Annotated in this window: 13 protein-coding genes; 8 read left to right on the top strand and 5 right to left on the bottom strand. The window is 62.2% G+C overall.

Annotation, left to right across the window (positions count from 1 at the left end):
- Positions 1-71 precede the first annotated feature (71 nt).
- Positions 72-1025: a tripartite tricarboxylate transporter substrate binding protein gene (locus NT26_RS03445; RefSeq protein WP_052637376.1), complete on the bottom strand. Its 954-nt coding sequence runs from the start codon at positions 1023-1025 to the stop codon at positions 72-74.
- Between the two features lie 150 nt (positions 1026-1175).
- A complete protein-coding gene (locus tag NT26_RS03440; protein ID WP_052637375.1) occupies positions 1176-2291 on the bottom strand; it encodes a mandelate racemase/muconate lactonizing enzyme family protein in 1116 nt (371 codons plus the stop codon).
- Positions 2292-2380: 89 nt separating this feature from the next.
- Between NT26_RS03440 and NT26_RS03435 the strand changes: the two genes are divergently transcribed.
- Positions 2381-3325 (top strand): alpha/beta hydrolase, encoded by a 945-nt coding sequence (locus NT26_RS03435; RefSeq protein ID WP_052637374.1) that lies wholly within the window; start codon positions 2381-2383, stop codon positions 3323-3325.
- Positions 3322-4908, top strand: coding sequence for a rhodanese-like domain-containing protein (locus NT26_RS03430; protein WP_052637373.1), 1587 nt, complete (start codon positions 3322-3324; stop codon positions 4906-4908). Before NT26_RS03435 ends, NT26_RS03430 begins: the two co-directional genes overlap by 4 nt.
- Positions 4909-4992: 84 nt before the next feature.
- Here the strand turns inward: NT26_RS03430 and NT26_RS03425 are convergent, their stop codons facing one another.
- The 3 genes from NT26_RS03425 to NT26_RS03415 form a co-directional block, all read right to left on the bottom strand.
- Entirely contained in the window at positions 4993-6516 is a 1524-nt protein-coding gene (locus NT26_RS03425) for a tripartite tricarboxylate transporter permease (protein ID WP_052637372.1), read from the bottom strand.
- A 10-nt stretch (positions 6517-6526) separates the two neighbouring features.
- Positions 6527-6994, bottom strand: a complete 468-nt coding sequence (locus NT26_RS03420) for a tripartite tricarboxylate transporter TctB family protein (RefSeq protein WP_052637371.1) — start codon at positions 6992-6994, stop codon at positions 6527-6529.
- 67 nt (positions 6995-7061) lie between these two features.
- The gene (locus tag NT26_RS03415; RefSeq protein WP_052637370.1) at positions 7062-8063 is read right to left on the bottom strand and encodes a Bug family tripartite tricarboxylate transporter substrate binding protein; all 1002 of its coding nucleotides are present in this window, start codon (positions 8061-8063) and stop codon (positions 7062-7064) included.
- A 374-nt stretch (positions 8064-8437) separates the two neighbouring features.
- Here NT26_RS03415 and NT26_RS03410 point away from each other — a divergent pair, with 374 nt between their 5' ends.
- The 6 genes from NT26_RS03410 (at position 8438) to NT26_RS03385 (ending at position 15295) form a co-directional block, all read left to right on the top strand.
- On the top strand, positions 8438-9862 hold the full coding sequence (locus NT26_RS03410; protein WP_052637369.1) for an MmgE/PrpD family protein: 1425 nt from the start codon (positions 8438-8440) through the stop codon (positions 9860-9862).
- A gap of 23 nt (positions 9863-9885) precedes the next feature.
- The gene (locus NT26_RS03405; protein ID WP_172974119.1) at positions 9886-11010 is read left to right on the top strand and encodes an AbrB family transcriptional regulator; all 1125 of its coding nucleotides are present in this window, start codon (positions 9886-9888) and stop codon (positions 11008-11010) included.
- Entirely contained in the window at positions 10994-11785 is a 792-nt protein-coding gene (locus NT26_RS03400) for an SDR family NAD(P)-dependent oxidoreductase (RefSeq protein ID WP_052637368.1), read from the top strand. Before NT26_RS03405 ends, NT26_RS03400 begins: the two co-directional genes overlap by 17 nt.
- 17 nt (positions 11786-11802) lie before the next feature.
- Positions 11803-13203: an MmgE/PrpD family protein gene (locus tag NT26_RS03395; RefSeq protein WP_052637367.1), complete on the top strand. Its 1401-nt coding sequence runs from the start codon at positions 11803-11805 to the stop codon at positions 13201-13203.
- Between the two features lie 5 nt (positions 13204-13208).
- Positions 13209-14303, top strand: a complete 1095-nt coding sequence (locus NT26_RS03390) for an isocitrate/isopropylmalate dehydrogenase family protein (RefSeq protein ID WP_052641812.1) — start codon at positions 13209-13211, stop codon at positions 14301-14303.
- 317 nt (positions 14304-14620) lie between these two features.
- Entirely contained in the window at positions 14621-15295 is a 675-nt protein-coding gene (locus tag NT26_RS03385; protein WP_244467665.1) for an FCD domain-containing protein, read from the top strand.
- The last annotated feature ends 36 nt before the right edge of the window (positions 15296-15331 follow it).

The raw sequence follows: 15331 nt of genomic DNA, 5'->3' as shown, positions 1-15331 counted from the left end.
GATTAGGACTGGAGGAGTGTCCGATGCGGCACGCTCCAGGGAGCCACGCCGCATCCGAAATCCCGATGGCCTTATTCAATGACGCCGGTCTCTTTCAGGAAGCCTTCCGTCTCTGCACCAAAGGTCTCGATGAACTTGACATAGTCGGCATGGGGGATGAATTCGGCGCGCAGATTGGCGCCTTCGTAGGCTTCCTTGTACTTCGGGTCCGCCAGCACCTTCTGAGTGGCGGCTTCCCAGGCGGCTACCACATCCTCCGGCAGGCCCTTTGGTCCGGCAAGGCCGCGGAACTTGCGGACCACCACGTCATAGCCGGATTCCTTGACAGTCGGTACGTCCGGGAAGGCATCGAGGCGCTTGTCGCTGAAGGTGGCAAGCAGCCGGAGTTCGCCGGCTTCGATCTGCGACTGGATTTCCTGAACTTCCCCGACGCCGATCTGCAGCGTGCCGTTCAGCACGTTGATCATCATGTCACCGCCGCCTTCATGCGTGACCACGGCCGCATTGACGTCCGCCGCCGCCTTCAACTGCTCCAGCGCCTGGCGCTCCAGCGACGCCGGATTGGCGGCACCCCACTGGCCACGGCCGTCGCGCGCGTACTGGATGACGTCCTCGAGCGTCTTGAACTCGCTCTTCGCCGACGTATAGATCACTTCGGGATCGATGAAGAAATTCACGAGCGGCTCAAGGTCGGTGTACTTGTATTCCGGATCGGAGAGCAGCGAGGTGTAGATGAAGGTCGGCGTCGTTGCGTAGAACATCGAGCCGTCCGCCGGAGCCTGCGCAAGCTGCGCCATCGCCTTTGCGCCGGAGCCACCACTGACATTTTCCACGATGACGTTTGCGCCGAGATAGGGCCCCAGGTAACGGGACAGTTCGCGTAGAAAGACGTCACTGCCGCCGCCGGGGCTGGAGTGGGTGATGAGCGTCACAGTGTCTACGGGATATTCCTGAGCCTGAGCCGAGGTCAGGCCCCCTGCCCAAACGGCAGCGGCTACTGCGAAAACGAGATGTAGTTTGTTCATTGGTGAAATCCTCCCGGTTTGTGGCCGAACCTCCCGTTCGGCATTTCATTTCGTGCTGCACTTCCGGTAGTCCAGTCGCAGCCAAGTTATCCCCCCTCATTGTAAAGTGTCAACAATTTTTCCGCGAAAGAATGGACGGACTACCCTTCGTTAATCGAGCGCCACGCGCGTCTCGCGGAACGCATCCGGGTCGAGCGTTAATCCGAGGCCTGGACGGTTCGGGATCTCAATAAACCCGTCCTTCGGCTTCGGCGCATCGGTAAAGAGCGTTTCGCCGACGGCGACCATGCCGAGGTGCCATTCGACGATCCAGCCGTTCATCATGCCGGCCAGAAGATGCATGTTGAACAGCGGCCATCCGCCGCCGTTGGCGATCGGCATGTTGTAGATCTGGGCAAGATGCGCGATCTTGCGGGCCTCGGTATAGCCGCCGCAATAGGTGACATTCGGCTGTAGGATGTCGAGCGACTGGTGCTCGACGAATTCACGCATGCGCCAGCGATGCCCTTCCATCTGGCCCGCTGCCAACGGTATCTTGGTCGAGCGGCGCAGGTCAGCCAGCGCCCGTGCATCATTCTGCGTCAGCGGCTCCTCAAACCAGGTGATGCCGCAGTCCTCGATTTCCCGGCAGAGATATCTCGCCTCGACCGGGTTGAAGAGATAGTTGGCGTCGATCATCAGATCGATGTCGGAACCGACCGCGTCGCGGATCGCCTTTACCCGCCGCACATCCTCGCGCCAGCCGCCCTTGTCGACTGCAACGACCGATTTGAGGGCGCGAAACCCTTTTGAAACATGAAGTTTGGCGGCTTCGCCGAGTAGATCCAGGTCATATTGTGGAAAGCCGAAGGTGACATAGCAGGGCACCTTGTCGCGCGCGCCACCGAGCATGGCGGAGATCGACCGGCCTTCCGCCTTGCCGATGATGTCCCAGAGCGCGATATCAAGACAGGAGAGCGCCATCGAGATGGTGCCGCTCATGGCGCGCGGGTTCAACTTCTTCCAGACACGTTGATGGATCTTCTCCAGATCGCGCACGTCCATGCCCTTGACGCAAGGGAGCACGTGCTGTTCCAGAGCGACAATGACGGCGCGCGACAGGAAGTGACCGGTCAGCCCGTAGCCGACGATACCCTCGTCCGTCTCGACCTGACAGAAGACGAAATGCGTCTGCTCCTCGCGCCCATAGCCTTGAACACGCCCCTCCAGCAACGGAATTTCGATCGAGAAACCGTGAAGGCTCGCCCTGATGTCCTGGATAATCATGAGAAGCGCCTCCCCGCGCCGTGGAGCAATGCAGGCATTGTCTAGCCGATTTCATTATTGTAGACAATAAACAGATGGAGGAGAGTTTCATGAATACTGCCGCTGAAATGCCGACGCTTTCACAGAGCTCCAGCCTGATGGACAGCTTCAGGCATGAGATGGTAAAGACCTCCGGCGCCGAGATCAGGGTCGCCATCGCTGGCAACGGCCCGCCGCTCCTGTTGATCCACGGCAACCCGCTCACCCATGTAAGCTGGCACAAGGTTGCCCCCGCACTCGCGAAGACATTTACAGTGATTGCACCTGACCTACGCGGCTACGGCGACAGTTCCAAGCCAGCCGGCGGCGAGGACCATGCGGCCTACACCTTCCGCGCCATGGGTGAAGACAATTTCGATGTGATGGACCATTTCGGCTTCGAACGCTTCCAGATCGCCGGTCATGACCGTGGCGCGCGCGTCGGGTTTAGAATGGCGCTGGATCGGCCGGACCGCGTCGAGCGGCTGGCCGCCCTGGACATCGTGCCGACGCATCACGTGCTTACCAACGTCACGCTCGGCTGGGGGCTGGAAAGCTACCACTGGTTCTTCATGGCGCAGAAGGCACCTTTCCCCGAGCGGCTGATCTGCGCAGACCTCGACTATTACATCCACTACAAGCTGAACAAGAAAGGTGTCGGTCTGGAGATCTTCACGCCGGACGCCATGGCCGAATATGTCCGCTGCACGACCCCGGAGCAGATTCACGCTGTGTGCGAGGACTACCGCGCAACCGTGACGCTGGACCTCGCCATGGACACGGCCGACTACGGCAAGCGCCGGATCCTGTGCCCGGTCATGGTCATCTGGGGCACCAACAGCCATTGCGGCCGTCACTTCAAGCCGGTCAAGGCCTGGAGCGAATGGGCCGACGACCTCCGCGGCTTCGGCATCCCCACTGGCCACTATCCGGCCGAACATCGCCCGGACATCGTCTACCCGCTGTTCTGGGACTTCTTCACGGGCCGCGAGCCCCATTGGAATGAAGCCCCATGACGGCGCACATCATACCGGTCGGCGAAGCGCGGCGACGCCTGCACGGGGGGAGCGAAATCGCGCTGCTGGACGTCAGGGAGGCCGGCCAATTTGGCGAGGCGCATCCGCTGTTCGCCACTCCGTGCCCCTTTTCCCGGCTGGAAATCCTCGCACCCCGCCTCATGCCGCAGCTGACAGTGCCGGTGCTGCTCCTCGATGCCGGCGACGGTGTGGCGGAACAGGCCGCTCTACGGCTAGCCGAGCTCGGCTATACCGAGATCAGCGTCATTACCGGCGGAATGCCGGCCTGGGTGGCGGCAGGCTTTCCCGTCTATAAGGGCGTCAATGTTCCGTCCAAGACACTCGGGGAGTTGGCCGAAGAGATCTGGCATCCGTCCATGCTGGCTCCGGAACAGCTGGCCGCCTGGAAGGCGGACGGGCGAGACTTCCGCTTCTTCGATGCCCGCCCGGCCGACGAATATCGCAAGATGCGTGTTCCGGGTGCGGTGTGCCTGCCGAACGGTGAACTGGCACATCGCCTCCCGGCGGTGGTGGAGCCCGACGAAACCATCGTCATCACCTGCGCCGGGCGTACGCGGGGCATCATCGGTGCAATCGGCGCGAGGCTGGCGGGGCACCAGGGGCCCGTTCTGGCCCTCGAAAACGGCACACAAGGCTGGGCACTGGCCGGAGAAGCGCTGGAGCGCGGTAATACGGCTGCGGCCTTTCCGGCGCTTTCGCCTGCAGAGGCCGAGCGCACCCGCGCCGCGGCGCAATCGCTAATCAGCCGCTTCCGCATCGACACGATCGACACTGCCGAGATCGACGGCCTCCTGTCAGACCACGAAACCACCACCTATCTGCTCGATGTGCGATCGGCGGCCGAAGCCGCCGCCGATCCGATCCCCGGCGCAGCGCACGCGCCATCCGGTCAACTCGTGCAGGCGACGGACCAGTGGGTTGCCGTGCGGCACGCACGGCTCGTTCTCCTCGACGACCTCGGCCTGCGTGCAGGGCTTGCCGCCTTTTGGCTGCGGCAACTGGGCTATCGGCCTTACGTCGCGATCATCGACGACGGGATGCGCCAGCGAGCATCAAGAAACGATGCAGCAAGACGGGACCATTCGGTCACCCTGCCGTCGATCATGCCCGAAGACGCGCTGCGGCTTTGCAGCGAGGACAGAGCGGTCTTCATCGATCTGCGCGGCTCCCTTGCCTATCGTAACAGCCACGTCGATGGGGCGGTCTGGCTCGTGCGGCCCAAGGCCGGATCCGTGGCTGACAGCATCGGCGGCCGGGCAGCACTGCTGATCACCGATGATCGGCTTCTTGCCGAATTGGCGGCCAAGGAACTCCGTGAAGCGGGAATCCAGGAACTGAGTTTGGCTGAGGGCGGCCACCAATCCCTGGTCGATGCCGGCGCGCGAACGGTTTCGACACCGGACACGCCGTCCGACGCGGAAGCCATCGACCACCTGTTTTTTGTCCACGACCGCCATGACGGCAACCTCGAATCCTCACGGCGCTACCTCGCCTGGGAAACCGGTCTGATCGCTCAGTTGGATGACGTCGAGCGTGCGGAATACCTCCTGGAACATCCCTGATCTTAAACAAACCGGCCGGCGCAGCGACCTCTCCCCCGGTAGCTGCGCCGGCCGTTTTCTTCGTTCGCGCCTTCCTCGATAGGATTAGCCCGACTGCGCCGCGGACAAGGCCGCATCTTTTGCGCGGCGGCGCTTGGAGATCGCTTGCAGCAGGATGGATCCCAGCATCAGCGCAAATATCAGCAGGGCCCAGGGCCGCTCGAGGCCATAACCGATGAAGTCGCCGCCGCTGATCTGGTTCGTCCGCAGCAGATTGCCTTCCAGCAGGCTGCCAAGCAGCAAGCCAACGACTGTCGCAGCCACGGGATAGCCATAGCGTACCATCGCCCAACCAAGCACTGAGAAGACCCAGAGCGTGATCGGCCCTGCCGAACTCCCTTCGATGGCATAGGCACCAAAGGTCGAGACGACGAGAACGCTGGGGATCAGGAAGCGCAGCGGGACCCTGACGACATAGCCGGCCACATAGACGAAGCCCAGTCCGACGACGAAGAGCAGGATCGCCTGCGCGAAGTTGGAGAAGATGACGGCGTAGACGATGTCCTTGTTGTTGGCGATAAAGCTCGGTCCACCGACGATGTTGTGCATGGCGAACGCCGCAAGGAGGATTGCCGTCGCACCCCCGCCCGGGATTCCAAGCGCGAGCATTGTCGCCATCGCGCCACCCTCGGAGGACGAGTTCGCGGCCTCGGCCGCGATCACGCCCTTCGGGTTGCCCTGCCCGAATGTCTCGCCGTCGGAGGCGTTTCGTCTCGTTTCCGAATAGGACAAGAGGTTGGAGATCGACGACCCGACGCCCGGAATCGCCCCCACGATGACGCCGATCAACGATCCACGGAAGATAATGGTCGGGTAGCGGAAGGTTTGCCGGATGCCCCCGAGGATCTTTGCAAAACTGATCTTCCGGGAGGCTTCGTCCTCGATCAAGTAGGTCGTATTGATGAGCCCGATCAGTTGGCTGGCTGCCAGCAAGCCCATCATGGCGGGGATTTGGGGCACGCCGTCGAGAAGCCACGGGACCCCCATCGTTCCCCGGACGAAACCGGCCGTGTTCATGCCGACGGTCCCGAGCAACACGCCGAAGGTGCCGGCCAGAAGGCCGCGGCTCATGTGCGTTCCTGCCAACGAACCGAGCAGCAGCATGCCCCAGACAGCCACTGCGAACATTTCAAGCGGTCCGAGCTTCAGAACCACTCCGGAAATCGGGACGATCAGCACGAAGAGTATCACGTAGCTTGCAAGGCAGCCGATAACGGAAGAGGCAAGTGCAACGCCCAGCGCCTCGCTATGTTGCCCCTTGCGCGCCATCGGGTAGCCGTCGAAGGTGGTCGCCACGGCCGAGGATGTACCGGGGATTCCCATCAGGACCGCCGGAACCGATCCGCCGAAACCGGCGCCGGTGTATATTGCGGTCAGGAAGACGATGGCCGGCAGGAAGTCCATGTAGAGAGTCGCCGGCAGGGCAAATGCCATGGCCATCGTGATCGATATGCCCGGCATTGCCCCGAAGATCAGGCCGATCGCCAGACCGGGCAGCAGATAGAGCCAGGCGTTCATGTCGGACGACAGTAGCGTGAAGGCTCCCGAAACAGACGTCAGTTCGATCACGGCGCCTCGCTCAAAGGATTGTCAGAGGGAAAGGGAAAGGCGTAATGGTTCCGTATCCGTAGATCAGGAACACGGTGAAGAGCGCACTGAACAGGAGATTGACCCACCATCGTTTTTCGCCGCAGACCGCCAGCGCCACGACCATGAAGGCAAAGGTGGCGATGTCGAAGCCGACGACTTCCAGCGAAAAGGCGAGCCCTGCCAGCGCCGCGATCAGGATGAAGACCCGGACCAGGTCAACCCATGTTTCTCCGTTCGCTTCAGCCTCCTCCGACGTATCGGCGCGCGGGAAGATGCCCGGAATTACGAAGGCCGCAAGCACAATTGCGAGGATTGCGGCCGGCTGTACGAGCAGGAGGTTGTTTGTGCGCAAGGACACGCCGCGCGCATCCAGAAGATAGGCAACGACGACCCCAACTATGACCGTCAGGAGGATGAGGTGACCCCACACTACCTTCCGCCCTGATTTGGTGCTCATGGATAAAATCTCCGTCGTTGCAGGAGTGCCCGCATTCACGGACACTCCCGCAAACGTCGCCCGGCGGTTAGTTGCCCTTCAGAAGATCGAGATACTGTTCCATCACCTTGGCGGTGCGGGCGAGCATCTTGTTCGATTCCTCTGGGCCGTACCATTCGGTGGCAAGCTGCTGGTTTTTCAACGCCTCGATTGCCGCCGGATCCTTCGAGGCCGTCTCGATGGCGCTCACGAGCGTCTTGAAGATCTCGGGATTGGACGTCTGCATCGAACCGTGCAGGCCCCAACCTCGCTGGGAGCCGACCACGAAGTCGGCATCGGCGCCGAGAACGTCGGTCACGATCGCGCCGTCCCAATTGTCGCGCTTGCGGGTGTCGAAGGTCAACAACGGGCGTATCTGCTCGGCCAGCGGCAGGAAGCCTTCCCCACCGACGAAACCGACATCAACGACACCACCGGCGACAGCGTTGCGCGCAGGCCCACCACCATCATAGGTGACGACACGGACGGCATTGGCATCAATCTCATTCGCCGAGCACAAGATGTTGAAATTGACAAGGTCGGCTGATGCCGGCTGGAGGCCCACCGAAAGGCTCCCTGGGTCAGCCTTGAGCCGCGAGATAACGTCTTCCACCGACTTTATGTCGGAACCCGCGCTGGTCGCCATCAGCGTGTAGTCCTGGGATGGCAGGTTGACCATGTAGAAGTCTTCCAACTTGAAGGAAGCATCCTGCGTCAAGATGTTGAGCGGCAGATAGGGCGCCGCAGAGGTGCACAGGATGGTGTAGCCGTCGTCCGGCTGCTGCTGGAAGAATGTATGGCCGAGCAGTGCACCCGCACCGCCACGATTGATGATGGTCAAAGGCTGGCCAAGCTGCTGCTGAAGGAACGGAGCAAATGCCCGTGCAAGCCGGTCGTTATAGCCCCCGGTGTCAAAGGGAACGACAACGTTGATCGGACGATCCGGATAGGCGCCTTGGGCGCGCAGGATCGAAGGCGATGCAAGCGCAGCAAAGGCGGCGCCTCCCGCACTCGCCTTAAGAATGGTTCGACGCGAAAATGTGGATGTCATGTTGTTTCCTCCATGGCCTTTTTCGGCTCACTCTCCCTTTGCCACCCCATTTCTTAGGGACGGCTGCCTCTCCCAAGGCACGTGGCAAGGCTAGAAATGAATTCGTGGACTGTCAACAATTAATCCCACCGCCGCCTTTCACCCCTGGCTTCCCAGCTTGGCACCACGCGATCTCGCTGGACGACTCTCTCAATCCTGCTGCTCAGAACTAGAACTCTTGGTAGAAACCCGCAATCTCACCCAAAGTTGTTGACAATCAACAGACGTTGGCGTTTGTTGGCGGCACTGGCGAGGGAGCGCCAAGACCGCTGCGTCCATGCGCTTCTCATGGGTGAGACCCTTCATCCTTGAAGTGAAAACTGGGAGAAATTGAAATGACCATCGCGACAAGAACCGTCACCGCATCCGACGCGAACGGATTGACCCTTGAGGTCGCCAGCTTCGTTCATGCTGCAAAAAGCACCGATCTGCCGGCGGTCGTCGTGGAAAACGGCAAGAAATCGATCCTTGATGGTCTTGGCCTCGCCCTGTCCGGATCGGTCGCGACCTCAGGTGAATATGTTCGTCGTCACCTGGACGACATCGGTGCTGCCAATGGCACGGCAAGCGTAATCGGCACCAATCGCAAGGTCGCGCCGCGTTTCGCCGCCTTCGCTAACGGTGTCGGCATCCATGCCGACGATTATGACGACACGCAGCTCGCCGTTGCAAAGGACCGCGTCTACGGCCTCCTGACTCACCCGACGGCACCCGCCCTGCCCTCAGCGCTGGCCATGGGAGAGACACTCGGCGCGAGCGGCGCCGACGTCATGCTGGCCTATCACATCGGCGTCGAGGTAGAATGCAAGATCGCCGAGGCGATCAATCCGCGGCACTACCAGACCGGCTTCCACGCGACTGCAACCTGCGGCACGTATGCGTCGGCCGCTGCGGCCGGGCGTCTGATGGGCCTCAACGTCGAGCAGTTGCTGCGCGCGCTTTCCATTGCCGGCAGCCAGTCTGCCGGCCTGCGCGAAAACTTCGGCACCATGACCAAGCCCTTCCATGCCGGCCGTTCCTCGGAAAGCGGCGTGGTCGCTGCACAGTTTGCCTCGTATGGTTGGACGGCGGCGCCGACGATCCTGGAAGCTCCGCGAGGCTTCTTCTCGGCTGCAGGCGGCGGCTATGACGAGAACGCCATCAGCGGCAAGCTCGGCAACCCCTGGACCTTCGACAGCCCCGGCGTTTCGATCAAGCCGCATCCGTCGGGTTCGCTCACCCATCCTGGCATGACGGAGATGCTGCGCCTCATCCGCGACAACAACATCAAGGCTGCGGACGTCGAGCATGTGCGCGTGGGAACGAACCACAACATGCCGAACGCGCTTATCCATCACCGGCCGCAAAACGAGCTGCAGGCAAAGTTCTCCATGGAGTTCTGCATGGCGATCCTGCTGCTGGAGGGCCGCGCCGGCCTGAACGAGTTCACCGACGAGGTGGTACTGCGCGACGACGTCAAGGCAATGATCTCGAAGGTGGACTTCGTTGTCGACGATCGCGCCGAGGCTGCCGGATATCACCTGATGACCACCTATATCGACATCCGGCTGAAGGACGGCCGGACGATTTCGGGCATGGCGGATTTCGGCAAGGGCAGCCCGGCCAATCCGATGAGCTATGACGAGGTTGCGGGGAAGTTCATGGAATGCGCAGAATTCGCGCGGTGGGACATGGGCAAGGCCCGCGACGTCGTCGGTATGGTGGCTCAGTTTGAGCAACTCCCGGACATCAGCAAGCTGATGGCGCTGGTCAGCAACTGAGACCACGCGTCGAGAGTACCGCGATGGATGACAAGCCACGATCAGCACCGCCCGCGAAATTGGGTAAACCATCGGATGCTGCACGGCGCTTTCGCCAGCCGCACTGGTGGCTGACGCTCGCTCTCACATATGCCATCGCGGCGGTGTCCGGCTTTGCGGCGAAAGCGGTCAACATGCCGCTGCCTTTCATGCTCGGGCCGTTCTTCGTCATGGCGGCGCTGTCGATCTTCGGCTTCCGGTCGGTTCTCTTCCCGATGGGCCGCGAGCTTGGCCAGGTTGCAATCGGGGTCGCCGTCGGCATGCGTTTCACGCCGGCAGTGCTTGCCGCCATGACCGGATTGTTGCCGGCCATGGCGCTCGGCACGCTCTACGTCATCGTCTTTACCCTGGTGGCGGCATTTATATTCAAGCCGCTGGCGAAGGTAGACGACGTTACTGCCTTCTTCGCGACCGCCGCCGGCGGCGTCGCCGACATGGCAACCGTAGCGAAAGACTATGGTGGCGCGCCAGGATCGGTGGCGGTGGTACACGCCATGCGCGTTTCCGGAGTGGTGGCGATCGTACCTTTTCTGGTTGTGCTCTTCGGCCAGCCGGGCAACGCGCCTGACGCGACTGTCGTTGAATCAGACTGGCTCCTCGTCCTCGTGTCTCTGGCGCTCGGATACCTGATGGCGCGGCTGCTGAAGCCGACGCCACTGCCCAATCCATGGCTCGTCGGACCGATCTTCATGGGCATCATCATCGGCGTTCTCGGGCTCTATTCCGTCAAGATCCCGTCGCCACTGATCGGTATTGCGCAGATCATGCTCGGTACCTGGCTCGGCTGCCAGTTCAAGCGCGACCTTCTGGCCGCCCTGCCACGTGTAACCTTCTCGGCTCTTGTCATCTCGCTCTTCATGATTGGTTGTGCCGCACTCGGTGCCGTGGTCTTGACGCTGGCAACCGGCCTTCCTTACCCGACGAGCTTCCTGTCGTTAGCGCCAGCTGCGGTCACGGAGATGGTGGTCACGGCCCAGGTGATGCACCTGGAAGCGGAGGTGGTGACGGCCTTTCACGTCCTGCGGATCGCCGTCGTCTCGTCGACGGTGCTGATCGTCTTCAAATTCTATCTTCGACTGAGGGGAGGCTCCATTGGATCTCGGGTATGAGGGGCGCCGCGCACTCATCGTCGGCGGCAGCTACGGCATCGGAAAAGCGACGGCCGCCCTTATGGGCGCCGAGGGCGCCGACGTCCTGATCGCCTCGCGCAGCGCAGACAATCTTGCGGAAGCGGCAGACGGCATCGCAGCAACGGGTGCCGAGCGCCCGGCCACGCTTGTATGCGATGTGACGCAGCCCAACGCCGGCCACACGCTGGCTGCGGCGGCACTGGAACGCTGGGATGGTCTGGACCTGCTGGTGACCGCCGTCGGCGGCAGCATCCGCTCCTCCTTCGAGGACCTGACCGACGAGGACTGGCTCAACAACTATACGTTCAACATCCTATCGACGGTGCGCGCCATTCGCGCCCTGCTGCCAGCCTTGGAAAAGGGGGACTGCCCGGCGATCGTAACCCTCGGCGCCGCGGCATCAAAGATGCCTTACCAGCACCAGATCGTGTCCAACGTGCACAAGGCGGGGTTGCTCGGATTGACCAAGACGCTCGCCGCCGAACTCGCCGATCGCGGGATCCGCGTCAACTGCGTTGCGCCCGGTCGCACGCTGACGCCGCTCTGGACCAGACGCGCCGACAAGATGGCTAGCGAGCAGGGCCGAACCCGCGACGACATCCTCGGCGACTTTTCGAAAGATATCCCGCTCAACCGCTTCGCGAGCGCCGAAGAGGTGGCGACGATGGTGGTGTGGCTCGCCAGCCCCCGCGCGAGTTACGTCACCGGACAGACGGTCAACGTGGACGGCGGCATAGCCCGCGGTCTTCTGTGAGTTACAAGGAGATTAAAATGAGTCAGCACCAGCCAACCGCCCCCGGCACTCCCAACGTGACGGAAATCCTTGCCGAATGGGTGGTCACCATCAAGGGCAGCGACATCGCGCCCGACGTTCGCCGCGAAGGTCTCAGGACCTTCGTCAACTGGGTCGGCTGCGCCGTCGGTGGCGCAAGCCACGAGACGGTCGACCGGGCGCTCGCCGCGGTCATGCCCTTTTCAGGCAAGCCGACCTCCACCGTTCTCGGCCGCACTGAAAAGCTTGATGCGCTACATGCGGCACTCGTCAACGGCATCACGTCGCACGTGCTCGACTATGACGACACCCACCTCAAGACGATCATCCATCCGGCCGGTCCCGTCGCCTCCGCCCTGCTGACGCTGGCTGAAATGCGCCAGATTTCCGGCTACGACCTGCTGACGGCGCTGATCGTCGGCATCGAGGTGGAGTGCCGCATCGGCAATGCCGTCTATCCGCACCATTACGACCGCGGCTGGCACATTACGGGCACGACGGGCGTCTTCGGTGCCGCCGCCGCCGTCGGCAAGGTTATCGGCCTCAACGCGCAGCAGATGCGGTGGGCATTCGGCCTTGCCGCCACGCAATCCTCCGGTCTGCGCGAAATGTTCGGCACCATGACCAAGAGCTTTCACCCCGGCCGCGCCGCGCAGAACGGCATGTTCGCCGCCCTGCTTGCCGAAGCGAATTATGACAGTTCGGAACGGGCGATCGAGGCGCCACGCGGCTTCGCCAACGTCATGTCCAACAAGCAGGACTACACCGAGATCCTGGATGATCTCGGAAGTCGCTGGGAAGCGGCGCTGAACAGCTACAAGCCATTTGCCTGTGGCATTGTCATCCACCCGACGATTGACGGCTGCATCCAACTGCGCGAGGAGCTCGGGGAGGCGAAGATCCGGCAGATCCGTTCGGTCGCGCTGACGGTCCATCCGCTGGTGCTCGAATTGACCGGCAAGACCACCCCGAAGACAGGGCTGGAAAGCAAGTTTTCGGTCTATCACGCCGCGGCCGTTGCGCTGCTGAGAGGCGATGGCGCTCCGACGGCCTTTACGGACGAAATGGTCAACGACCCGGAGATCATTGCCCTTCGCGACCGGACGAAAGCGACGGCCGACAGGGGTTGCCACGAAGCCTCGGTCGATATCCTCGTCACCCTTGAGGACGGCTCCACCGTCTCGAAGCGGGTCGAACGGGCGCTCGGATCTAAGGAGGTGCCGCTGACCGACGCGCAGATCGACCACAAGTTCAAGGTCCAGTCGGCGCTCGTCGTCGGAGACGGCGTAACGCAGGCGCTCCTCGATGTCGCTTGGAAGCTTGAAGAGCTGAAGGACGCCGCGGAGGTCGCGCGCGTCAGTGTTCCCGGATCCACCTCCAAGACGGCAGCAGCGGAATGAACCAGATGACGAAGAAGACCTCCCTGCGGATCGGTATCCTCGAAGGCGACGACATCGGCCACGAAGTTGTCCCGGCTTCCGTTCGCATCGCCAAGGCCGCGGCGGCCGCCTCCGGCATGGCCATCGAATGGGTCGATGTGCCGATCGGCCGGCGGGCGCTGGATACCCATGGCCACACCATGCCGGAAGGGACGCTTGAGACGCTGGGAGCCCTCGACGGCTTCATCCTCGGCCCCATCGGACATCGCGAATATCCGAAAGTGCCGGAGGCGAACAACCCGCATCCGATCCTGCGCAAGCGGTTCGACCTGTTCGCCAATGTCCGTCCGACGCGCTCGTTCCCCGGCATTGGCTGCCTGCACGACAACGTCGACATGGTGATCGTGCGCGAGAACAACGAGGGCTTCCAGCCCGACCGAAACGTAGTCATGGGCTCTGGAGAGTTCCGGCCGACGCATGACGTGACGATCTCGGTGCGTGTGATCACCGTCGAAGGGTCCTCCAAGGTGGCGCGCGCCGCCTTCGAGATTGCTCGCTCGCGGCGAAAGAAGTTGACGCTGGTGCACAAGAACACCGTCTACAAGCTCGGCTGCGGCATGTTCGTCGACAGTTGCTATGAGGTCGCCAAGGACTTTCCCGATGTCGAGGTGAACGAGGTAATCGTCGACACGATGGCGATGCGGCTGGTGCGCGACCCACAGAGCTTCGACACCATCGTCACCACCAACATGTTCGGCGACATCCTGACGGATGAGGCGGCCGGTCTCGTCGGCGGCCTCGGCATGGCGCCCGGCCTCTGCATCGGGCGGGGTTCGATTGCAATGGCGCAAGCGACGCATGGTTCCGCGCCCGACATCGCCGGCAAGGGCATCGCCAATCCCTTCGCGATGATCGAATCTACCCGCATGCTGTTCGACTGGATGGGGCATCACCACAAGATCGATGCGGCGCTGGAAATGTCTCGCCTGATGAAGGCGGGCATCGACGCAGCACTTGCCGACCCGGCGACCCGCACGCCCGACATTCGCGGCACGGGCACGCAGGCCGACATGGTGAACGGCATACTACGCGGCATGGAGGCGGCGCGCGTTCCGGCATAGGATCCAGGCAATAGGCAGGGACCGGGCGGGCCGGCGTAATCAAAGCTCTCCCCATCCCTGGTCCGGGCTTGGCAGCATCAACTCTGATGCTCGACTAACCCGCTCCATCTGGTGCGTCGATCGCAATCGTGCACGCGGCGACGATCCCGCTGGGCGACTGAGAAATGAAAGGAGCATTGCCTCACCGTCCCGGGTGCTAGCGCGACAATAGGAGGCTGTTGATAGCTGTTGCGGCTTATCTCTGCGTTGTTTATTGCCTACAATGGTAGCCGGGTGCAATGGAACGCGACATGTATCATCGGGAACCGAAAGTGGAAATGAACGATCTAACGGTGCTGAGAACCTCGTCGCTGACGGGCGTGATCGAGCGCGAGTTAGAGCATCTTATCCTGACGGGGGAATTGAAGCCCGGCGAACGGCTGAACGAGATCCAGCTCTCGACCCGCTTCGGCACCAGCCGTGGGCCGCTGCGGGAGGCGACACGGAGCCTCCAGGCCAAGGGCCTCGTCGAGAGCATCCGCAACCGCGGCGTCTTCGTACGCTCGGTTTCGCCAACGGAGGCACTGGAGATCTACGACGTCCGCGCGGCGATCTTCGGCCTTGCCGGACGCCTGCTCGCCGATCTCGTCAACGATCAGATGCTGGCCAAGCTCAATGCTTTCCTCGACCAGATGGACGAGATCGCGGCCAGCAAGAACTTCGACGATTACTATCCCGTCAACTTGGCATTCCACGACTATCTCGTCACCTCCACCGGCAACAACACACTGGTTAAGGAATACAAGGGTTTCGTCAACAAGCTGCACCTCGCCCGTGCGCGCGGCCTTGTCCAGGCAGGCGGTCTATCGGTCTCTAACCGCGAGCACCGCGAAATGGTCGATGCGCTCGCCTCCGGCAATCGCGAACGCGCGCAGGAGGCGTTTTTCCGCCACGTCGAGCGCTCGAAAATTCGGTTCCGCTCCACGCTCGGCTCGGCCGAGTCACGGTTGTAGTCACTGCCGGCCCCGCCAACCGAAAGAAATCTGCGG

The sequence above is a fragment of the Pseudorhizobium banfieldiae genome, assembly GCF_000967425.1.
GTDB lineage: Bacteria > Pseudomonadota > Alphaproteobacteria > Rhizobiales > Rhizobiaceae > Neorhizobium > Neorhizobium banfieldiae.
The sequence above is the reverse complement of the archived record's forward strand: the minus strand, read 5'-3'. Positions and strand labels throughout refer to the sequence as shown.